The 20,764-nt window shown below is 58.8% G+C and carries 18 protein-coding genes and 1 tRNA gene; 10 read left to right on the top strand and 9 right to left on the bottom strand.

Annotated features, from left to right (window positions below):
- Nucleotides 1–2: 2 nt before the first annotated feature.
- The 3 genes from M017_RS0105330 to M017_RS0105320 are packed head-to-tail and all read right to left on the bottom strand — an operon-like array spanning nt 3 to nt 3,221.
- Nucleotides 3–1,340, bottom strand: coding sequence for an alginate export family protein (locus M017_RS0105330; protein WP_031496374.1), 1,338 nt, complete (start codon nt 1,338–1,340; stop codon nt 3–5).
- Nucleotides 1,341–1,356: 16 nt separating this feature from the next.
- Entirely contained in the window at nt 1,357–2,991 is a 1,635-nt protein-coding gene (locus tag M017_RS0105325; RefSeq protein WP_035957683.1) for a SulP family inorganic anion transporter, read from the bottom strand.
- Nucleotides 2,988–3,221 (bottom strand): hypothetical protein, encoded by a 234-nt coding sequence (locus M017_RS0105320; RefSeq protein ID WP_155121253.1) that lies wholly within the window; start codon nt 3,219–3,221, stop codon nt 2,988–2,990. Before M017_RS0105320 ends, M017_RS0105325 begins: the two co-directional genes overlap by 4 nt.
- A gap of 102 nt (nt 3,222–3,323) precedes the next feature.
- Between M017_RS0105320 and M017_RS0105315 the strand changes: the two genes are divergently transcribed.
- The 5 genes from M017_RS0105315 to M017_RS0105295 all read left to right on the top strand — a co-directional run bounded on the left by M017_RS0105315 (nt 3,324) and on the right by M017_RS0105295 (nt 6,227).
- Nucleotides 3,324–3,399 (top strand) — tRNA-Thr (locus M017_RS0105315).
- Nucleotides 3,400–3,589: 190 nt separating this feature from the next.
- Complete coding sequence (locus tag M017_RS29640) at nt 3,590–3,802, top strand: hypothetical protein (protein ID WP_031496369.1); 213 nt, start codon at nt 3,590–3,592, stop codon at nt 3,800–3,802.
- A gap of 165 nt (nt 3,803–3,967) precedes the next feature.
- Entirely contained in the window at nt 3,968–5,257 is a 1,290-nt protein-coding gene (locus M017_RS0105305) for a flavin monoamine oxidase family protein (RefSeq protein WP_031496368.1), read from the top strand.
- Nucleotides 5,258–5,305: 48 nt separating this feature from the next.
- Nucleotides 5,306–5,719, top strand: a complete 414-nt coding sequence (locus M017_RS0105300; protein WP_155121252.1) for a hypothetical protein — start codon at nt 5,306–5,308, stop codon at nt 5,717–5,719.
- 109 nt (nt 5,720–5,828) lie between these two features.
- A complete protein-coding gene (locus M017_RS0105295) occupies nt 5,829–6,227 on the top strand; it encodes a YciI family protein (protein WP_031496365.1) in 399 nt (132 codons plus the stop codon).
- On the opposite strand, the gene M017_RS0105290 is transcribed toward M017_RS0105295, so the two are convergent.
- The 4 genes from M017_RS0105290 to M017_RS0105275 form a co-directional block, all read right to left on the bottom strand.
- A complete protein-coding gene (locus tag M017_RS0105290) occupies nt 6,224–7,132 on the bottom strand; it encodes a FecR family protein (RefSeq protein ID WP_031496363.1) in 909 nt (302 codons plus the stop codon). The genes M017_RS0105295 and M017_RS0105290 overlap by 4 nt on opposite strands.
- Nucleotides 7,125–7,670, bottom strand: a complete 546-nt coding sequence (locus tag M017_RS0105285) for an RNA polymerase sigma factor (RefSeq protein WP_238325817.1) — start codon at nt 7,668–7,670, stop codon at nt 7,125–7,127. Before M017_RS0105285 ends, M017_RS0105290 begins: the two co-directional genes overlap by 8 nt.
- A 10-nt stretch (nt 7,671–7,680) precedes the next feature.
- Nucleotides 7,681–8,124 (bottom strand): hypothetical protein, encoded by a 444-nt coding sequence (locus M017_RS0105280; protein WP_155121251.1) that lies wholly within the window; start codon nt 8,122–8,124, stop codon nt 7,681–7,683.
- An 84-nt stretch (nt 8,125–8,208) separates the two neighbouring features.
- Nucleotides 8,209–9,093: an amidohydrolase family protein gene (locus M017_RS0105275; RefSeq protein ID WP_031496359.1), complete on the bottom strand. Its 885-nt coding sequence runs from the start codon at nt 9,091–9,093 to the stop codon at nt 8,209–8,211.
- Between the two features lie 42 nt (nt 9,094–9,135).
- On the opposite strand from M017_RS0105275, the gene M017_RS0105270 reads away from it, so the two are divergent.
- The 3 genes from M017_RS0105270 (at nt 9,136) to M017_RS0105255 (ending at nt 13,255) form a co-directional block, all read left to right on the top strand.
- The gene (locus M017_RS0105270) at nt 9,136–11,286 is read left to right on the top strand and encodes an anthranilate synthase component I (RefSeq protein WP_031496357.1); all 2,151 of its coding nucleotides are present in this window, start codon (nt 9,136–9,138) and stop codon (nt 11,284–11,286) included.
- Nucleotides 11,287–11,509: 223 nt separating this feature from the next.
- Nucleotides 11,510–12,811 carry a hydroxysqualene dehydroxylase HpnE gene (hpnE, locus tag M017_RS0105260; protein ID WP_031496355.1) on the top strand — a complete coding sequence of 434 codons (1,302 nt, stop codon included), beginning with the start codon at nt 11,510–11,512 and terminating at the stop codon, nt 12,809–12,811.
- A 9-nt stretch (nt 12,812–12,820) separates the two neighbouring features.
- Entirely contained in the window at nt 12,821–13,255 is a 435-nt protein-coding gene (locus tag M017_RS0105255) for a peptidase associated/transthyretin-like domain-containing protein (RefSeq protein ID WP_031496353.1), read from the top strand.
- 6 nt (nt 13,256–13,261) lie between these two features.
- Here the strand turns inward: M017_RS0105255 and M017_RS0105250 are convergent, their stop codons facing one another.
- Complete coding sequence (locus M017_RS0105250) at nt 13,262–14,512, bottom strand: arsenic transporter (protein WP_031496352.1); 1,251 nt, start codon at nt 14,510–14,512, stop codon at nt 13,262–13,264.
- Between the two features lie 128 nt (nt 14,513–14,640).
- Nucleotides 14,641–18,108 carry a carboxypeptidase-like regulatory domain-containing protein gene (locus tag M017_RS0105245; RefSeq protein WP_031496351.1) on the bottom strand — a complete coding sequence of 1,156 codons (3,468 nt, stop codon included), beginning with the start codon at nt 18,106–18,108 and terminating at the stop codon, nt 14,641–14,643.
- A gap of 180 nt (nt 18,109–18,288) precedes the next feature.
- Between M017_RS0105245 and M017_RS0105240 the strand changes: the two genes are divergently transcribed.
- The gene (locus tag M017_RS0105240) at nt 18,289–19,686 is read left to right on the top strand and encodes an Asp-tRNA(Asn)/Glu-tRNA(Gln) amidotransferase GatCAB subunit A (RefSeq protein ID WP_051669533.1); all 1,398 of its coding nucleotides are present in this window, start codon (nt 18,289–18,291) and stop codon (nt 19,684–19,686) included.
- Between the two features lie 16 nt (nt 19,687–19,702).
- A complete protein-coding gene (locus tag M017_RS0105235) occupies nt 19,703–20,749 on the top strand; it encodes a WD40/YVTN/BNR-like repeat-containing protein (RefSeq protein WP_035957681.1) in 1,047 nt (348 codons plus the stop codon).
- The last annotated feature ends 15 nt before the right edge of the window (nt 20,750–20,764 follow it).

Below are 20,764 nucleotides of genomic sequence, written 5' to 3'. Positions count from 1 at the left end.
GTCTAGAACCGATAGCCGACGTTCAGATACAGGTAGTTCAACCCGGTGCCATTGCTCATCCGTTTGAGGAACTCGCCGGGAAAGATGTGCCCATAACCAATGCTGGCGTAGTGCGGACCATAGGTGTAGGTGCCGACAATATCGGCTTCCTGGCCGATGTGGGTGCCGGAGGATCCGGTTGGATCGCGATAGACGACATTGCCGTTGGTGAGATAGACGCCATCCTTGGCCTGGGCGAGGTGCCAGTCATGGACTTCTGCCTTGATCACAAAGCGCCGGAAGGGAGTGATGTCAAAACCGGTGCCGACATGCTGCACGTTCTCCCAGCCCACCTGATCGGCGAGGCCGGTTTTGTCGTGCGGCGTGGGATAGAGCTGGTCAAAAGTGCCACTCTTGCCGTCGCCAGGATTTTTATCGCCCGAGGCGTAGTTGTATTCGATCAGCCAGCGCGGGTTCCACTTGCCTTGTGAAAACTGGTAGCGGAGATTGCCATGGAAGGCCGAGGCTCCGATGCTGGAGGCCCCGATATGGCCCGCCTGGTAGATGCCTTCGACGACGTAATCGAAACGGGCGGGCAGCTTACCGGCCACGCGGAGTCCGGTGACGCGGCGATCCTGATGGCCGATGCCTCCGGGAACATCCCCCTTCCCCTTGCCCACGCGCCAGAAGAAATAGGGCTCGACGGACGTGTTGGGTAGTGGATTGGTCCATTTCAGATAGGCGCCGTGGATGTTATCGCCCTGTGTATGATGGCTGATGCCACGTTGCAAGGGCATGACGACAGACGCCGAGAACAGATCGAGTTGCAGCGGACCCTGCCGCAGCACAAGCTTGGCTGCATCGAAGCTGCGTGCGGTGGCGCCCCAGTTTCCCGCGCCCAAGACCCGCTCATCGCCATAGATCAATTCCTGCCGGCCGACACGCAGGGCGATTCTGCCCTTGCTGATATTGCCGAGGTCTGTAAAGGCGAGCCGGAGATCGGTTCGATTGGTGAAGGGGGCTGCCCCGGCTGGATTCTCCTTGAAAAAGACGCGGGCGTCCTGCCCCTGGAAGGTGAAACTCCACCAGGAGGTTGGCAGCAGGGTCAGGTTGACGCGCAGCCGGTTGAGGAGCCAATGGTCATCGTTGTTGTCGTTATAGCGAAGCGCCGTGTAGTTCTCCACCCGGAAGCGATGCTCAAATCCGATCCGGATCCACTCGGGGAGCTGATCATTGATCAGCCCCGAGGGCGATTCGATCTTCTTTTCCTCTTTTTTCTCTGCCGAGGGACCCGTCGTTGGGGCAGAAGGGGCCTGTGCGAACAGCGAGGCTGCCGCCAGAGTGGCTAAGATGTACTTCAATTTGGTGACTCCGGAATTATAAAACGCGCGCAGCGAAAGGATGCGTGCTCAGCGGTTTGTGTCTTTCGACGCCAACAAGTTCCAGCTTCTTGCCGGCGAGGGCGTAGTCGGTATCGAGCTCCGACAATTTTTTCATCACGGTATGGTCGATCAGCGGGCATTGTGACACATCTACTACGACCGATTTGTTTGCCGTGGCGGTTTCGATTTTCTTCTTCAGGGAAAGCCAGTTGGAGAAGATGGCAGGGCCGGCGACCTGCAGCCGGGGGCTCCCGCTGTCGTAATGGAGCCTGGTGTGGGCGACAAAGAGTTTGGTGGGCTGGGCGCCGCGTACGATGTGGAAAATCAGCTTGACCAGAATGCCAACCGCGATTCCGATCAGAAGATCCGTGGCCAAGGTGGCAATCAGTGTCGAACAGAACACGACGAACTGTTCTTTCCCAATTTCGTACATGTGATGAAACTCTTTGGGGGAGGCGAGATTGTAGCCGGTAAAGCAAAGCATCGCGGCCAGTGCGGCGAGCGGAATCTGATTCAGCAGAAACGGCACGCTGGCCACCATGGCCAGCAGCAGGGCGCCATGAAAGAAGTTGGCCCAACGCGTTTTGGCTCCGTTATTGCGATTCGCGGAACTGCGCACGATTTCGGAGATCATCGGCAGGCCTCCGATGCAGGCCGCGAGGGTATTGGCGGCGCCGACTGCGAGCAGGTCTTTGTTGTAGTTGGTGCGGCGTTGGTAGGGGTCGAGCAGGTCGACGGCTTTTGCGCTCAGCAGTGACTCGAGGCTGCCGACGAGCGAAAACATCACGATGTACTTGATGCTCACAGCGGAGGTGATCTCACTGAAGTCGGGGAAGGTGATCGCGTTGATCATCGACATTGGCAATTGGACCAGGAATTTCGGCCCCAGCTTATAGGTGTGGTCGGCCCAGGTATAGAGGTGATCGTGGTTGATGTCGAAGAGGATGCCGAGCGGGGTGGCTACGATCAGAACGACGAGTGGTCCGGGGATCTTCTGGATCAGGCTCGATTTGACGAGCGGTTTGAGGAACAGGATCAACAGGCTGAGCGCTCCGATCGCTGCGATTTCTGGATTCAGGTGCAGGATGCTGTTGGGGACTTCGGCGAGGAGTGAGAGGGGTTCTTTCGCATGGGGGGAGACGCCCAAGGCCACATGGGCCTGTTTGGAGACGATAATGACGCCGATGGCTGCGAGCATTCCGTGTACGGCGGCGACGGGGAAGAATTCACTGAGGGTTCCCATTTTCAGCAGCCCGAATCCGACTTGTACGAGTCCGGCGACGACGCCGACGGCGAGTGCTTTTTTATAGCCGAGCGCGGGATTGCCACCGCCGAGTTCGGTGATGCAACCGAGTGCAATGACGATCAGACCGGCAGCGGGGCCTTTGATGGTGAGTTCGGAATTGGAAAAGAAGGGGGTGAGCATGCCGCCGAGGATGGCAGTGAAGATACCGGCCATGGGAGGGTAGCCGCTGGCGAGGGAGATCCCGAGGCAAAGGGGAAGGGCAATGAGGAAGACAAGGAAACCGCTGAGTAGATCATCTTTCCAGTACTCGCCGAGACCGGCGAAGCTACCGGTGGGAGGGGGGCCAAGGGGTGCAGTCACAGTAGGGCTGCTAGGGGAACTCATAGTGCGTTTCTCCGGGATTGGATTGTGGGGTGCTGGCGTTTCTGGAAGGACAGCCAGAAGGCAAGCGCGACGCCTGCGAGCATCAGGAAGACGGCGATAAGGGCGCAATCAACAGTGGAGGTCAGGGAGATCACTTGGAAAAAAGTAAGCACACTGGTGGAGAGCAGAATGGCAAAGCCACCGCCCAGGAGCAAAACGACGCCCACCAGTGTGCGAAGGGATAGTTCCATGACCTCCCTCAGTATGAAGAGACAGAAATGTTGGAGCCATCCCACCGAAAAGGGAATCCACTAGCCGCAGAAGGGGTAGCGATGATAAAGTAGAAAAAGCGGGCCGCCCTAGCTCAGTTGGTAGAGCGACTGATTCGTAATCAGTAGGTCGCCGGTTCAACTCCGGCGGGCGGCTCCAGAAAATCTTGACCGTATCTGCAGATACGAGAACGCAAAAGCGGCCCTTCAGGTCGCTTTTATTTTTTGAGTGCATCGCCGTTCGGAAGCCACCGTTTGAGGGGAGCTCGGTCACAGCGTTTCTTTTCAGCTTCGGTTTCCGTTCCCGAATTCACCGCTCTCGCTGAAGTAAGTAAAGCAGTGTGTGAGTGATGGATTCGACAACTCTCGGTGCGGTGTCTCCCTGCGCTTCGCCAAAGCGGGAACTCAAATTGACGACCGTCTTTGCTATGGCTTGTACAGCGGTGCGTTCCCCCATTCCCGTCGTCCACGCGCCGAAAGGCGGGCTCACCAATACCAAGCCACTCTTGCCGATTGCTGCAAAAGTTTGGCGTGGTGGAATGGTGTCCCAGACTGCCCGGTAGCGTGCTGTACCCCCACTTTTTCAAACAGAGCAACGTAAATTTGGGGCAGCCCGCATGCGCGAGTCCAGCTCAAGAGGCATCTGTGTTGATCTGGCCAGCACCCGAACTTCTTTCCAGTAACATCCTTCACTCCCACATCATCACGGAATAGGCGTGAGGTGAACAGTGGACTGCGACGTCGCCATTATTGGAGCCGGAGTTTCGGGTTTGGCGGCGGCCTCCCGGCTAACCCGGCACGGCAAGCAAGTGATCTGCCTCGAGGCGAGCGGCCGGATTGGGGGCCGGATTCTCACCATTCACGATCCGCTCTCTCCACTCCCTATGGAGTTGGGCGCGGAGTTTCTTCATGGCCGTCCTGCGGCTTCCTGGGATCTCATTCAGGCTGCCGCGCTTCCTTTTTATGAACTCGGTTCGCAGTTCCTCCATCTCCATCGCGGCGAGATCCGAGGGGACGAGAAAGTCGCCGAGGCTGCCGACGAACTGGTGTCGAATCTGGCGGCCACGCCAGACCGCAGTTTTGCCGATGCGCTCCAAGGTTCCCGCTATCCGCCGCAAGTACAACAGTGGGCCACGGCAAAAGTAGAAGGTTTCAACGCCGCCCGGAAAGACCGCATCAGTGTCGCTTCTCTGCAGCAGGATGCGGAAGCAGCCGATGCGATTGAGGGCGACCGCTCCTTTCGCATCCTCAGTGGCTATGACCAGTTGCCGCTCGCGATTTATCACTCGATTCCCGATGCGCCATCCGTCGTGCGGCTGCACCAGTGGGTCTCGACGGTGCAATGGAAGAAGGGCGAGGCGCGTTTGCAGATGCGCTCTACCTTGACCGGGAACGAGTCGTCCTTGCGCTGCCGCCACCTGATCGTCACTGTCCCGTTGGGCGTGCTGCAGGCGGAGGAAACCATTCGCTTCGAGCCGCGGCCGGAAGCGATTCTTGATGCGGTGGGAAAGCTGGAGTTTGGGCAGGTTTACCGGCTGGGGCTGCGCTTTGAGAATGCGTTTTGGGAAGAGGATGAGCGGCTGGCAGACGCCACTTTTCTACTGTCGCAGGAAGACTGTTTCCCCACCTGGTGGACGACCAAGCCAGTGATCACGCCGTTGTTGACCGGGTGGAGCTCGGGCCCCTCCAGCGACAGGCTGATCGGCACGAGTCAGGCGAATGTGATCGAGCAGGCGCTAGAATCGCTCTCGCGCATTCTGAATCGAAAGGTTCCGGAACCGGCGGCGGCCTACTTTCATGATTGGTATTCCGATCCTTTCTTTCGCGGCGCTTACAGCTATGTGCCGGTGCGGGGCCGGAATGCACGCCGGACGCTGAGCACGCCCGTTGAGGATACGCTCTTCTTTGCCGGTGAGGCGACGAGCACAAACGGACATGGGGGGACGGTTCATGGAGCGATCGAGACGGGGGAGCGAGCGGCGAAGCAGATTCTGGATCGAGACAACGGCGCCGACTAAGCAAATGCCATAATAAGCAGGCCCACAACGATGGGAGGAGCTTTTCTCTTGGCCTATCTAGCCTACTTAGTCTGCCTTGTCCTCATGCTGCCAGCCTTCGGCCTGACACTCTTTGTCAGCGCGCTTTTGCTTTTTGCCGCAGGCCCGCGCGATGGCTGGTCTGTCCTCATCCAGGTCCTCGCCTTTTTTGGGGCAGGCATTGAGGATCCGCTCCGTTATGGCTGGCGGATTCTTGCTTTCTTCGCTGTTCTTGGCTTTGTGCTGGGCGCTGGCGCCATTGCGCCGCTGCGGATTCCAGCCTTCTACGGGCTCGCTGTGGTGGGAGCCAGTTGCGCCTTATTTTGTCTCTACGCGGCGGCGCAGCAAGACCGCTATAACGTGATCAATGCGCTGATTGTGTTGTCGCCCAGCTTCGTCGGGATGGCGGCCTGTTTGTGGTGTGCTGCCAAGTTTCGCGTTTGAGTGGATTCGTCGCGAAAATAATTGCGAAATGTCGAAGGCCCTCCGAATGGCTTCGACCTCCTCAGGAACCGGCGCTCCGCCGGCGCCAAAATCGAAAGGAGTCAGTGCAATGAAATACATGCTGATGATGTCGGCGCCCAAAGCCGATTTCGACTGGTATGCGAAGTGGTCGAAGCAGGATCTTCAGGCCAATATCAACTTCATGCGCGCGTTCAGCAAGGAATTGAAGGACGCCGGAGTCTTTGTTTCGACAGAAGGGCTGGCATTCCCTCAACATGCCAAGATCGTGCGGGCCGGGAGCCGTGGAGAGCCGGTGACGGATGGTGTCTTTCCGGAATCGAAGGAGTTCCTCGCCGGATATGGGATCGTCGAAGTGGAGAATGAAGCGCAGGCTCTGCAGATTGCGGCGCGGGCTTCCTCGGCGCCGGGCCCGGGAGGGATTCCGGGGCAGATTCCCATTGAAGTCCGGCAGGTGCTGAGTGGGCCGCCGGAAGAGATGCCGCTTTAGGGCGCGCCAGTTTGCCAGGGGTGTTTCCAGCTTCTCCACCAATCGGTAGCACCGTAGCCCAGCTCATTCCACGCGGCGTCAATCGCGGCCGCGCTTTGCGACTTGAGTCCGCTTTCGTTCCCGCCGGGGACCAGCGCGACAAATCGTTCGATGACTCGATCGCGCTGCTCCCCGGATTGCCGCAACATCAAGTGCCAGAGCGTGAGTGCGTCCTCTTTGCGCGCGTGGGCAAGGATCGCTGGCACTCCTTGTGCCCCATCGCTGTCTTCAAACTGCACAACCGCTGCCTGGAAGGCCGGGCTTGCATCTTCGAGATAAGGCAGGCCGGGGCCTCGCCGCGCTTTGGTCCGGCAGGCTGCACCTGCAGGCAGAAAGGATTCGATCTTGCCCGCCTGGAAGGCGACCCAGCCACTTTGCACCGTCAAAAAGCCGGACTCGTCCGGCAACACGCTCAACGTGTACGCGCAGCCGAGGTCGATCGATTTTGCCGAAGGAGTATCGATGCTGAAGTTGCCGGGCGGCGCCCAGATGAAGGCATGCAAGCGGCCCCGTTGCAGGGCGAGCTGTTGCTTGCCATCTTTCGCTGCTAATACGCGCAGGCTCGAGTGCGGGTCGAGATTCACTTCGCCGAAGCCATCGGCTTCGAGCTTCACGGGTTCTTGTCCGGTCTCGATTCTCTTGCCGGTCTGGACATTCTGACCCGCAATTTTCCAGTCCGAGGGGGAAGCCTGGCTGCTCCAGTAGCCGAGCGCGGCCAGCAGCGCTACGCTTGCGGCGATGGCGAGCGGCGCCCAATGATTCCGCTTCTTGGGAGTTTGATAACGGTAGGGCTGGAGCAGCGATTCCAGCCGCGCGATTTCCGGGTCCGGCTCACCGGATCGATCCCACAGATACTCCTCACTCATGGTTGCTTTTGCCTTTCAATTCCTCTCGCAGCAGCTTCATCCCCCGGCATAAGTTCACGCGCACGCTTTCGGGTGTCAGTCCGGTACGCGCCGCAATTTCTGGCCCGGTCATTCCCTCTACCAGGCGTAGGATTAAGGTTTCCCGATAGGCTTCCGGCAAGCGGCGGATGGCCGCGATCGCCTCCTCGGCTTCATAGGTTGGGGTGGCATTTCGGCATACTTCGTCGGCCTTCTCCACTTCCACCAGATTCCTGCGGCCCCGATGGTGATCCTTGGCAAGGTTGCGTGCGATCATCGACAACCAGCCCCCGAAGGCTGCTGTCTCGCGGAGCGCCTCCATGCGCTGCATCGCTTGGACAAACACTGTCTGCATCAGATCTTCGGCCTCTCCATAACGGACATGGGACAGCAGAATCCCGTGCACCATCGCCCGGTAGCGCTCGTAAAGCGTGCCGAAAGCCACACGATTCCCGGCTCTGGCGGCTTGCACCAGTTCGGTGTCGGAGGCTTCCGGCGATCGGACGAGGGGAACAGCCACGGGACCTATTCTAGTTTTCTGAAATCTGGAAGTCTCTCGCCTCCGGGGGCTTGCCTCCGAAGTGCTTGAAGCTGTTCCATTGGATGCCCTTCTCGTCGGTGCGGATCAGGACGTGCGGATTGTAGTGATCGAATTCCGGGTTGGTGACGCCAAGATCGATCGTGACGCCCTTGGGCACCTCGCCCAGAATGGCGTAAGTGCCAACGGTTTTGAGCGGCACCACCTTCAACTCCGTGCGGTGCAGCGTGCCTGTCTTTGACTCGACCATCGCCGCGGTGACGACAGACTTTCCTGGCTCGTGGCAAGACGTCACTCGTGCCACAAGGACGGCACGCATTGCCTTCGCTTCAGCGTTCGCCGAGGGGTTGCCCACCTCAAGATAGAGCCCTCCCGCCCAGACCAGCGCGGCCGGGAGGGCGAGCGCCATCACGAACCATTTCCAAGCATGTTTCATTTGCATCTCCTGTTTCCGAAACTCCTTCCGGGAATTTCGCTTGAGAAGACGGAAAAAGGCTGGGAGTGTTAACGATTCCTGTGATTATCCGAGGATGATGCGGTTTGCATTGGTCCAGGTGACTTTGCGGAAGACCGCCGGCGTGGTCAGGCTCTTGAGCACCTCGAGCGTGTCGTGCCCGGTGCATTTGCCCTTCAGGCGCGGCAGCAGAGGGCTGCCGCCTGCTCCATTGCCGTCGTAGCAGCCACAGTCACTGCCAAACATCAGCTTGTCCTGGTGGCGGATGAGGAAGTCTTTGGCAAACTCGGGGTCGCGGGTGAGGGCGTTATTGCCGGAGTTGGCGGACATGTCGCCATAGAGATTCGGATAGTCGGCGAGAAAGCGGTCTGTGAGGCCGCCCTTCTGGATCTTGCCGCCTGGGTAGGTGGTGCCGAGAGCGTAGTCGGCGCTGATGTTGGCCCAGAAGAAATCAGCGTGGCCAAAGAATTTCGTGCGTGGGTGGGCCTTGAGCACTTTGTCGAAAGTACGGAAGCCGGTATTGAAGTCGCCCGCGCCTTTCGAGTCGGGGAGTTCTCCGAAGTGCAGGGTGATGGGCACTTTCATTTCGGCGCAGAGGTCATAAACTTTGCGCATCTCAGGCGAGTCTGCGGCCAGATGGTCCTTCATTTCGCCGACCCCTTTGGCGCCGCTTTCGATTGCCTTGCGCAGCAACTCGATGGCGTTCGGTTGTTTGGGGTCGGTTGCCGCAAACCAGACAAAGGCCTTCGGATGGGCGGCAATCTCTGATTGGGCACGGGCTTCGTCGCGCAAATGAGTGAGCAAGGCGGCGCGGGTCATGCCGGAGCCTTGCAGGTGTTCCATCGCCGAGTGGGTGTCGCGCCGGGGGTGCAGGTGGATATCGAAGACATCGTTGCCCCAGGTGGGAGCAGCGGCTGCGAGAGCGGAGGCCAAGAAGTCACGTCTGTGCATAAGCTACGGTTTCAGACGAGAGCGTATCATCAAAGAATAGCGATGTCTCAAATTGAATACCTCAGCCGCAGCGGCATTGCCGTTTCGCGCAGCACTTCCAAGCTTCCTTACTCCAAGGGTTTGGTGAAGTGGCTTCGCGAACTCGACAAAAAGCGCGGCGTTTTTCTGTCTTCCGGTTACGAATATCCGGGACGGTATTCCCGTTGGGATTTCGCAAGCGTAGCGCCGCCTTTGGAAATTGTGGCTCGCGGGCGTGAGATGGAGTTCCACGCGCTGAATGAGCGGGGCGAAGTGATTCTGCGCATGCTCGAGGGCGTGCTGAAGGATCATCCGCACTGGGAAGCCTTCACCAGCGAGCCGGCGATTCTGCGCGGCCTGCTGAAGCCTCTGCCTGCCTTGTTTAGCGAAGAAGAACGCTCCAAGCAGCCTTCCGCCTTCTCGATTCTGCGCAGTCTGATGCAGGAATTCGGCAACCCGGAAGTAAAAGACCTGATGTTGATCGGGGCCTTTGGCTATGACCTGCTCTTCCAGTTTGATCCGATCGAGTTGAAGCTGCCGCGCGATGGTGTCAAGGACCTGCAACTCTTCCTTTGCGACGAAATCTATCTGATGGATCGCAAAAAAGAGGCGATCGAGCGGGTGAGTTTCGAGTTCCGCCAAGGGGAGCTGGCGACAGCCGGCATGCCGCGCAAGGCGGGTCCGGTAACGAAGCCAGTCAAGCGCAAGGCCGGCCCGATTACGGCCGATCATGAGCCTGCCGAATACATGGCGAAGGTGGAGAAGTGCCGCGACGGCATGAAGGTGGGCGACTACTACGAAGTGGTGCTGCGCCAGACCTTTTCTGCGCCGTTCTCAGGCAAGCCTTCGGAATTATTTGAGCGGATCCAGGTGGCCAGCCCGAGTCCCTACGAGTTTCTGATTCAGTTTGGCGAAGAGCAACTGATTGGCGCCTCGCCGGAAATGTTTGTCCGCGTCGACGGCGACCGGGTGGAGACTTGTCCTATCTCCGGCACCGCCAAGCGCACCGGCGATCCGCTGAAGGATGCGGAGAACATCAAGCAGCTGCTGAACTCGGCAAAAGAAGAGTCTGAGCTCACGATGTGCACCGATGTCGATCGTAACGACAAGTCGCGTGTATGCCTGCCGGGAACCGTCGAAGTGATTGGACGGCGCTTGATCGAAAGCTATGCCGGTGTGTTTCATACCGTCGACCATGTGGTGGGAACCCTCGATCCAAAATTCGATTCGCTCGATGCTTTCCTCACCCACATGTGGGCGGTGACGGTAATTGGCGCGCCGAAGAAAGCGGCCGCTCAGGCGGTGGAAGATCTCGAAAAGACGGCTCGTGGCTGGTATGGTGGCGCAATCGGCATGATCAGCCTGTCCGGAGACATCAATACCGGCATCCTGATCCGCACCGTGCACCTGAAGGACGGCTACGCGAAGTATCCTGCTGGCGCGACGCTGCTCTATGACTCCGACCCGGCGTCTGAGGAAAACGAGACGCGGCTCAAAGCCACCAGCTTCTTCCGCGCTTTACAGCCAGTGGCGAAAATCGAGAAGGTAGCTAACGCCGAGGACAAGCTCGAAGTGCCGGTGAAGCTGATGCTGATCGACAACGATGATTGCTTCATCCATACGCTCGCAAATTATGCGCGGCAGGCTGGCGCCGAGGTGGTGACTTATCGCTCTGGTTTTGACCTGTCGCTGATCGAGCAAGTGAATCCGACCTTGGTTCTGATGTCTCCAGGGCCGGGCAGGCCGGGGGATTTTGGAGTGCCGCAGACGGTACAGTACTGTGCGCAGCGGGGCATCCCGGTTTTTGGCGTCTGCCTCGGATTGCAAGGAATCGTGGAAGCCTTTGGCGGCGTCTTAGATGTATTGGATTATCCGATGCATGGGAAGCAATCTGATGTGTCGCATCAGAATCAGGGTGTGTTTGAAGGCTTGCCGAACCCGTTGAAGGTGGGCCGCTATCATTCGCTTTACGCGCGGCGCAGCGTCTTGCCAGCCTCTCTGGAGATCACGGCGGAAACGGCGGACGGCATCATCATGGGGGTCCGGCATAAGGAGCTTCCGATCGAGGCAGTCCAGTTTCACCCGGAAAGTATGCTGACCTTGGAGGATGAGGGCGGCCTGCGATTGATCCGGAATGCCATCCGCATCCTGGCCCAGCGGCCTGTCCGCGCTTAAGTAAAGAATAAGAGTACTAGATCGATATGGATCGGATTGAAGCTGCCCGAGCATTGCTCGCATTTGTAAAACAGAGCATACTGGAGGCCAAGCCGTACTATGGAATCGTTTTTGCAAGATATCGTCTTTTACGCCGTATGCGGCTTGATCGCGTATTACTTGCTCAACGACTCGGGTGGCGGAGGCAAGCGGAAGCGCGTCTTGACACCGGCATAGGTGCCTGGTGAAAGACGCCATCGTGATTGGCGGCGGTTTGGCTGGGCTCGCGACAGCCACCGCACTGGGGAGTCTTGGTTTTCAAGTGGAGCTCCTGGAGGCCAAACCCTTTCTGGGTGGCCGGGCGACCTCCTATCCGATTGCCGGCGCTGACGGCGAAACCGAAGAAATCGACAATTGCCAGCACGTCCTGCTGAAGTGCTGCGTCAATCTTCTTGATTTCTACGAACGTATGGGCGTGCGCGATGGAATCGAATTCCATCGTGACTTCTATTTCATCGAGCCTGGCGGCCGCACTTCTGTTCTGCACAAAGGAAATCTGCCCGCGCCGATGCACTTCCTGGGGAGCTTTCTGCGCGCGAGCTGGTTGAGTATTGGAGAGAAAATCCAACTGGGCCGGGCAATGCTGGCGCTGCGGCGCGAGCGCAAGACCCGTACCGATCTGGACGATATCTCGATGCTCGAGTGGTTGCAGGAAAAAAAGCAGTCCACCCGTGTGATCGAGCGATTCTGGCGGCAGGTGCTGGTGAGCGCGATCAACGTCGAGCTCGATCAAATGGCGGCGGCGCATGGTTTTCAGGTCGTGTGGCTCGGGTTTCTGGCTGGAGCCGACACCTACGAGATGGGCATTCCGAAGGTGCGTCTGGGCGATTTGTATCGTCTGGAGATGCCGAATGTTGCGGTGCACGAGCGGGCCGCGGTGAAGGCCTTCGACGTTTCCCGCGGCGTCCTGGTGGGCGACGAGTGGAGAACTGCCAAGACCTATATCAGTGCGCTCCCTCCCGAGAAGTTGAAGCAGATTACGGAGGAGTTGCCGCTGGCCTATGGAGCCTTTGAGCCTTCGCCGATTACGGGGATCCATCTCTGGTTCGACCGTTCTGTCACCACACTGCCACATGGAACTCTGCTCGACCGGCACATCCAGTGGTTCTTCAACAAGGGTGGCGGCAGCTATCTGATGGTTGTGGTGAGCGCCTCGGAATTGATGCTACGGATGCAGCGGCAAGAGATTATCGACATGACGGTGAAGGAACTGGGCGAGTTCCTTCCAGAGCTGGCGGGCGCCAAGTTGGTGAAGGCCCATGTGGTGAAAGAATTTGCGGCCACCTTCCGGGCGAAGCCTGGTCTCGAACCGAAGCGGCCGAGGGCACGCACGGCGATTCCCAACTTTTTCCTGGCCGGAGATTGGACGCGTAACGGCTGGCCGGCAACGATGGAAGGCGCTGTGCGCAGCGGTTATCTGGCCGCGGAGGCGGCGAGCGCATATCTTGGAAAAGGGAGTCGCTTCCTGCTGCCCGATGTGGCCTAAAATAAGCTTATGAAAACTCGCCGGGAAGCCTTAGCCGCGGGCGCATCCTTTGCAACTCTCCTGGTGGCGCCGGCCTATGCCGCGACTCCGATGACCACACTGCGCGTTGAAGTGACCAATGACATCGGCAACCCGATCGACCGGGCGAGTGTGATTGTCCGCTTTGTGAAGGGCCGCAGCGTCACCAAGCTGGGCAAGAAGATGATCACGAATTGGGAAATGCGGACCAACAGCGAGGGCTGGGTGAAGATTCCGCCGATCCCGCAAGGTGACATCCTGGTGCAGGTCATTGCCCGCAGCTACCAGACTTTCGGCCAGACCTTTGAAGTGAATGAGGAAGAGCGGACGATTCAGGTGAAGCTGAATGTGCCGCAGCGCCAATTCTCCTCACACGGCGACATGGTGACGGAGCCGGCGAAGAAGGACGAACCCAAGAAACCGTAGGGTGCGCTAGGCCGCCATCCACCAGACTGCAATCGTTGCCAGCAGCAAAGCGGGCGGCATCACAATGAAGCCCATTTTGAGAAAGTGCCAGCCGCTGATCTCAATTCCTTCCCGGCGCAAGGCGATCAGCCACAAGACGGTCGCCAACGATCCTGTCACCGAGAGGTTCGGCCCCAGGTCGATTCCGATCAGCACGGAATCCCGGAGGTAGCCGGGCACTGGCAACTCCTGCAGCACGCTTCCGGTCAGCAGCCCGGAGGGCAGGTTATTCATCAGGTTCGAGAGCCCGGCCACGCCGAATGAAGCGGCCAGTGAGCCAATGAGCGTAGGCATTCTTGAACAGTGGCTCAGCAGATTTCCGATTCCATCCCGGGCGCCGGTGTGGTTCAATGCTTCGACCAAAATAAAGAGGCCCCCAACGAGCGGTAGCACCGCCCAGGAAACTCCTTTGGCCACTGCCGTGAGGGCCATGATTCTGGCGCGGGTTGCAAGGAGCACGGACAACAATGCTGTCACGAGGGTAGGCAAGCCGAGTTCCAGGCCTAAAGCGGAAGCGGCGATCAGGACAAAACCTGTGAGCACGACGCCCCACAGGGCCAGCCAGCCGTCGCGGCTGAGCCGGACGGCTGCGGCATCGCCTGCCAAAGGCACCTCCAGTTCCTTGCGCGCCAGCCACCGTAACACCAGATACGTGGCTCCGATGGAGCACAGTGAGGGAAGCAGAAAGGTGCGGAGCCACGGGAACAAGGGCGGTAGTGTCTTTCCATAAACCACCAGATTCGCTGGATTGGAAATGGGGAGGACAAAGCTTGCAGCATTGGCAATGAAGGCGCAGATGAACAGGTAGGGCAGGGCACTGGTGCGAGCCTTCTTCACTGCTGCATAGACCGCCGGGGTCAGGACCACGGCCGTCGCGTCATTCGAGAGAAAGACGGTCACTGCGATTCCCACGGCGTAGATCAGCGTGAAGAGCCGGGTTTGTGAGCCTTGGGCGGCGCGGACGGCCAGGCCGGCGAGCCAATCGAATACGCCTTCCAGGCGTGCCAGTTCTGCCAGCAGCATCATGCCAATCAGGAAGAGATAGACGTCGCTTCCCCTGCCGATTGCGGCGATGGCGTCTTCCACGGGAAGCAGTCCTGCGGCAATAAGCAAAATCGCTCCGAGAGAAGCCCAGATTGCTTCAGGCCATTGTCTGGGCCGGAACAAGACCCCCAGGATGACGCCGGTTGCAATCAACCAGATCAGGACGGCACTCATGTGCACGGGGAGTTGGGTTCAGCGGCGGTCATTCGTGTCTCTTTCGATTGTCGCCGATTTCTGAAGGTGGCCAAAAGCAAAGAGCCTCCCCGAAGGGAGGCTCTTTGCAACTCGGGTTATGCCGAGGCTTAGAAGTAGAACTTCAGAGCCAACTGCATCTGACGCGAGCCTACTGAGGTGCCAGTGATGACGCCAAAGTTGCTGTCGCCGAAGTTCGAGTTGGGGCCGCTGAAGATCGGATGGTTGAAGAAGTTGAAGGATTCTGCGCGGAACTGGAAGTACCGCTTTTCACCCAGATTGAAGTTCTTCATCAACGCGGTGTCGAAGGAGCGAACACCCGGGGTACGCGTGTTGAGTGTACGGGCAGAGCTGCCGTAGGTGTCAGACGCGGGACGGGTGAAGGCAGCCGGATTCAGGTAGGCATTCAGGCGGTCCTGGATGCGGCCGGAGGTGCCGGGGTTGCCAACGAGGTTCGGACGCTGCGAAGCATCCCAGAGCTGGCCATTGGCCAGGGTCGGGATGATCGGGAAGCCGACTGCCAGTGTGGTGAGACCGGAGAGTTCCCAGCCACCAACCAACAGGTTGGCAACCTGGTTCATCCCGGAGCCGAACTGACGGCCACGGCCGAAGGGCAACTGGTAGGAGAAGGTGATCGTGGCGCGGTGCGTCAGATCGTTCGCGGAGAGCGAGCGCTCCTGGCGGAGATCGTAGCGGTTCTGCACGTTCGTGCCGCCACCCAACCAGGAAACGTTTCCGTTGGTCAGAGCGGTGTCGTCAATGCTCTTCGCCCAGGTGTAGTGAGCAAGAGCCGAGAAGCCCTTCGAGAAACGCTTCTCGAAGCGGAGCTGCATCGAATGATAGATGGAGTTTGCACGGCTGGGTGAGTTGCCGCTGACGCCGCCATCATACTGCGGGAAGGGGCGGAGCAGTACGCTACGCGGGATGGTGGTCTGGCTCAGGCGCGATTGCGAGTTGGTGATGACCGAAGCGAAGGGGTTCGCAACGGATTCGTTCAACGCGGTACGGCCCAGGCTCCAGTAGCGAGGATCGAGAAGGTTCTGATTCTCGAGGCCACCGTAATAGAGGTGGTTGCCCTTGGTGGCAGCGTAGTTGATTTCGAACACGCTGTTCCAGCCGAGTTCACGCTGTACCGAGAGGTTCCAGGCGAGGATCTGGGGATTCTCGTTGTCGCGCTGTTCGGTGCCGATACCGAGACCGAGGAAGGTCGAGGTGCCGAGCGTGTTGCCAGGAGGCAGGGTCAGACCGTTCGGGTAAGGATTCGACAAGGTGGCGTAGGGCGTGAGGCCGCTATCGCGTGAGAACTGCGGCGAAGAGTTGGTGGTGAAGCCAGAACCCGTGTGGCCCTTCACGGTTCCACGCGAGGTGGCGTACTGGACGCCGAAGCCGCCACGGATGGCAGTCTTGCTGTCGAGCGCATAAGCAAATCCGGCGCGGGGCTGGAAGTTGTTCATGTCGCTATTGAGCGGCGAACGGGTTTCGCTGTCGGTGAAGCGGAACTGGCCCTTGAGGTTTTCGTAGCCAGGAACCTTACCGGCGATCGGCGAAGGAGCGCCGAAGTCGAACCAGCTCAAGCGGTTGTAGCGTTCCGTGCGGGGCACGTCAAAGTCATAGCGCAGACCGATGTTGAGGGTCAGCTTGCGGGTGACCTTCCAGTCGTCCTGAACGTAGAAGCCGAAGTACTGCGAAGCAGAGGCCGACCACGGATCGATGTGGTAGTCACCGCCAGTACCCCAACCGAGCAGCATCGATGCAATCGCGTTGCCCTGGGTGTTGGAAGCCGTCAGCGGGTTCTCGCCGGTGGTACCGCGACCGAAGTTGAAGTTGCCCTGCGGATAGCCAGGCTGCAGATAGTTCAGGCGCATGAAGCGGCCTTCGCCGCCAGCCTTGATCGTGTGACCGGAAAGGTTCTTGACGACGCTGCCGGTGATGCTCGAAACGTCTTCGCCACGGCCCATGAGGGCATAACCGTTGGTGCCGATAGCCTGGTAATTTTCAGGAGCAAAGCTCGGGAAGAGGTTCACGCCCGAAGTGTTGTAGATGGCAGGCAGTCCCAGCGAGGTGGGGTTGAATCCGAAGGACTGGGGAATGCGCGAGTAGTCCGAGCGGGTGACGCCCAAGCGGAAGGTGTAGATCGTCGAAGCGCTCTGTACGCGCGTGAAATCGAGCACACCATTCTGGGTATGGGTGTAGCCATCACCGTCAGAGAAACGGTTTGCTGCACTGCCCCAGAGGTTGGCAGCAATGGATTGGCTGCGGTTCCGCGAGTAACGGCCCGACAGACGGTTCTTATCGTTCAAGGTGTGATCGATCTTGAAGTCCATCTGGTTGGCGCTGCTCTTGTTCGTGCTCTGGTTGAAGAAGTTGTTCGTCTGGGTGTATTGATTGCCGGCCGTGGTCGGATCGAGGTAATAGCTCATGACCTTGCGAGCGATCGGGTTCTGCATCGACAGAGGAACAATGTTCCCTGGGAAGGGGTTGCGGCGCGTGTCGCCATTGGCCAGCTTATAGGTGTCGAAGGGATTGTAGATGACGCTCAGCGTGCCGTTGGAGTTGCGCGTGTTGGAGAAGTCGCCGGTGCGCTCGGCGATGGTCGGCATCGTCGCAGTCGCGGAGGTCGCGCTGGTTTGACGAGTGCCTTCATAGTCGACAAAGAAGAAGGTCTTGTTCCGGCCGTCATAGACTTTCGGAATGTGAACCGGTCCGCCGAGGGTGCCACCGAAGACGTTACGGGTGAAATCGGGGATCGCACGACCGTTGCGGTTGGCAAACCATTCGTTTGCATTGAGCGCCGAGTTGCGATGGAATTCATAGGCGTTGCCATGGAACTGATTCGTACCGGACTTGGTCACCATGTTGATGATCGCAGCGCCCGTGTTGCCGTATTCAGCCGCCAACGAGTTGGTGGCGACTTTGAACTCTTGTACGACGTCCACAGAGGGCTGATACTTGAGGTCCGTCACGCCCGAGTTCTGTTCGATCGTCGTTACCGACATACCGTCCAGAAGCACGTCCGCAGTGGAGTTGCGCGTACCGCTGGCAACGAAGTTCGTGTTGGTCTGTCCATTGGGGTTCTGGTTCACCGGGGTGATGCCAGGAGCGAGGGAGACCAGGGCCAGAGGCGAACGGCCAGCTAGCGGCAAGGCCTGGATGTAGCGGTTCTCAACCACTTGGCCGAGCGACGAACTGGTGGTGTTGATCAGCGGAGCAGAAGAGGAAATTTCGATCGACGTGGAGACGTCACCGACGCTCAAGGTCACATCAATTGTGGCCTGCTGCGAGACCTGCAATTCAAATTCCTTCTGCTGGAATTTCTTAAATCCGGCGAGTTCGACGCTCAGGGTATAACGGCCCGGTGGCAGGGCGGTTACGACATAGCGACCTTCGCTATCACTCGTGGTGGGATGGTCAATGTTGCGGGCGGCTTCGCGTGCGACAACCTTCGCTCCCGCTACGCCAGCATCCGATCCGTCTTTGACGATGCCGCGGATGGTTGCGGTAAAGGACTGGGAAAATGCGGGAGCAGCCGAGAGTAGGCCGAACACGCATAAGGCAGTCAGTGCTAAATGTTTCTTCATAAAGACAGGTCCGATTCCATCACCTCTTGATCTGTCATGCAACTGTTTTAATGTTTTAACCATAGTTCAATTCATATTCCGTTCTCTATTTGTTCGCCTTCCCGGGTATTTTTTATTACTTCAAGACCCTATACTGGCGGGATGACGATGGAAACAAGCAGGCGGGGATTCCTTCTGACAATGAGTGCGAGCTCTGCCAACGCGGCCGATGCGCCACCAGAGTTCTGGAGTCTGGCGCAAGCCGCGATCGCATTGCGGCGGCGGAAAATCTCGTCTGAAGAGCTCACCAAACTCTGCATTGCACGCGTGAAGAGGCTGGACCCAAAGCTGAACAGCTTCATCACCTTAACGGAGGAGGATGCCTTAATGAGGGCACGCGCGTGCGATGCAGTGCGACCTGCGGGAATGTTGCACGGCATTCCAATTGCGCTGAAGGACAACATCGACACAGCAGGAGTTCTTACGACTGCTGCGAGCAAAGTCTTTCGCGATCGGATTCCGTCACAAGACGCCGAGGTTGCGGCGCGTCTTCGCACCGCAGGCACTGTATGTTTGGGGAAGCTAAATCTGGACGAGTTTGCCTTGGAAGGCACCGGTACCACGAGCAATTTTGGCGTGGTCCACAATCCGTGGAACCTGGACCATATTGCCGGTGGTTCTTCTGCTGGTTCAGCAACTGCACTTACTGCTAGATTCTGTTACGCCTCCGTGGGTAGCGATGACGGCGGTTCGATCCGCATCCCCGCTAGTTTCTCTGGGATTACAGGGCTCAAAACGAGTTTGGGCCGGGTGAGTACGCGCGGAGTGATTCCTTCGGCTTACTCTCTCGACACAATTGGCCCGATGGCACGATCCGCCGAAGACGCTGCATTGGTATTGCAAGCGATTGCGGGAATCGATCGTGACGACTCTATCACAATCGATGCCCCCGTTCCAAACTACAGTGCGGCGCTCCGGGCGCCCTTGGGTCATCTGCGCCTCGGGATTCCCAGAGATCCGTTCTTTGAAAAACTGAACCCGGAGGTCGCAGAAGCCGTCGAGGCCGCGATTCGGCTGCTTCGTCCCAAGGTCCGTGAGGTGCGCGATATCGTTCTGCCGGCATTCGAGTTTGTGAAGGATGGCAGCTACGATGTGGAATTGCTGCACTTCCACGCGCCCCTCTTGGAAAGATCACCGGAACTGTACCATCCCTGGTCGCGGCGGCAGTTGACCGGGCTTAAACAGGTGACGGCAGTGAATTATGTCGAGACGCTGAAGCGTTTGCGCGAGTGCCGGCGCGACATTCGCCGCGTCTTTACGCAGGTGGATCTTTTGCTTCTTCCCACCAAGCGCGATACCGCGCCCACCATCCAATCGACAATCGACGAGAGCTACCAGCGTCCTCCGAGTAATACCTCGGCTTTCAACCGTTTTGGCGTGCCTGCCATTTCAATCCCCTGCGGCTTCTCGCGTGCCGGGTTGCCGATTGGGCTGCAGATTGCCGGGCCGCTGTTTGGCGAGCCGCAGGTGCTGGCATTAGCGCATGCCTTTCAAATGGCAACGGATTGGCACCTGCGACGCCCGCCAGGTTTTGCTTAACTGTTATCCTGCGCGCATGCGACGCGGTGCTCTGCTCCTGACTGTCTTTCTCCCTGATCTTCTGCACGCACAGTGGACGATGCAGAAGTCTCCGGCGGTGGCGAGTCTGCGTGGCATCCACAATGTGGGGAAGGGCGTGGCTTGGGCGAGCGGCACGAATGGAACTGTCCTTAATACCAGGGATGATGGCGAAAGCTGGAAGGCCTGCGCGATTCCTCCCGGGGCAGAGCAACTGGACTTTCGGAGCGTCCAAGCCTTTGATGCCAAGACGGCGATCGTGATGTCGTCCGGGAAAGGCGATCTGTCCCGGGTCTACCAGACCACGGATGGCTGCCAGACTTGGAGTCTATTGTTCACCAACCCCGATCCAGAGGGATTCTGGGATGCGATTCGCTTTGAAAACCGCAGAACGGGTGTGCTGATTGGTGATCCGGTCGGGGATTTCTTTACGATCTTTTGGACAACAGATGGCGGAAGGACCTGGAAGCGATTCCGGGAGGCTGGCGTCAGAGTGACCAGCAGCAAGCAGTCGATTTTTGCTGCCAGCAACTCGGCGCTTCTGATCGATGCGGGGCGCTTGTATTTTGTGACCGGAGGCGGCGCGACGGCGCTCTTCGCCGTAGTGTTGGACGCCCGTTGCACAGGGTGCCAGCCGATTGCGGCGACGCATCCGCCACTGGCGACCGGAGAAACCGCGGGTGGCTTTTCGCTCGCGATGCGACGAGAGGGGAAGCGCTTGATTCTCGTGGCGGTAGGCGGCGATTACAAAGTGCCGGAGGCGCGCGACGGCACGGCCGCGACCTGGACCGACGGCCATTGGACCGCAAGCGGCGTCTCTCCGGGTGGTTATCGCAGCGCCGTTGCCTATGTTCCGGAGATCCAGGCCTGGCTCGCCGTCGGACCGACGGGAACGGATCGATCTCAGGACGAGGGGCGAAACTGGCGCGCCGTGGGGTCGGAATCGAGTGAGGACAAGGGCTGGAACGCTTTGTCCTTCCCCTTTGTTGTGGGCGTGAATGGCAAAATTGGGAAGTGGGAAAACAGGAAGAGGTTGAGGCAGTAGTCCTGGGAACTGCCC

The sequence above is a fragment of the Bryobacter aggregatus MPL3 genome (genome assembly GCF_000702445.1).
In the GTDB taxonomy this organism is placed as follows: domain Bacteria; phylum Acidobacteriota; class Terriglobia; order Bryobacterales; family Bryobacteraceae; genus Bryobacter; species Bryobacter aggregatus.
Note: the sequence above shows the minus strand (reverse complement) of the source record. Positions and strands in the feature narration are given on the sequence as shown.

Coding starts and splice junctions, on each gene's coding strand:
- M017_RS0105325 (WP_035957683.1), bottom strand. CDS start 2,991: ATGAGTTCCCCTAGCAGCCCTACTGTGACTGCACCCCTTGGCCCCCCT.
- M017_RS0105320 (WP_155121253.1), bottom strand. CDS start 3,221: ATGGAACTATCCCTTCGCACACTGGTGGGCGTCGTTTTGCTCCTGGGC.
- M017_RS29640 (WP_031496369.1), top strand. CDS start 3,590: ATGGATTCGACAACTCTCGGTGCGGTGTCTCCCTGCGCTTCGCCAAAG.
- M017_RS0105295 (WP_031496365.1), top strand. CDS start 5,829: ATGAAATACATGCTGATGATGTCGGCGCCCAAAGCCGATTTCGACTGG.
- M017_RS0105290 (WP_031496363.1), bottom strand. CDS start 7,132: ATGAGTGAGGAGTATCTGTGGGATCGATCCGGTGAGCCGGACCCGGAA.
- M017_RS0105280 (WP_155121251.1), bottom strand. CDS start 8,124: ATGAAACATGCTTGGAAATGGTTCGTGATGGCGCTCGCCCTCCCGGCC.
- M017_RS0105275 (WP_031496359.1), bottom strand. CDS start 9,093: ATGCACAGACGTGACTTCTTGGCCTCCGCTCTCGCAGCCGCTGCTCCC.
- M017_RS0105270 (WP_031496357.1), top strand. CDS start 9,136: ATGTCTCAAATTGAATACCTCAGCCGCAGCGGCATTGCCGTTTCGCGC.
- M017_RS0105255 (WP_031496353.1), top strand. CDS start 12,821: ATGAAAACTCGCCGGGAAGCCTTAGCCGCGGGCGCATCCTTTGCAACT.
- M017_RS0105250 (WP_031496352.1), bottom strand. CDS start 14,512: ATGAGTGCCGTCCTGATCTGGTTGATTGCAACCGGCGTCATCCTGGGG.
- M017_RS0105245 (WP_031496351.1), bottom strand. CDS start 18,108: ATGAAGAAACATTTAGCACTGACTGCCTTATGCGTGTTCGGCCTACTC.
- M017_RS0105240 (WP_051669533.1), top strand. CDS start 18,289: ATGAGTGCGAGCTCTGCCAACGCGGCCGATGCGCCACCAGAGTTCTGG.
- M017_RS0105235 (WP_035957681.1), top strand. CDS start 19,703: ATGCGACGCGGTGCTCTGCTCCTGACTGTCTTTCTCCCTGATCTTCTG.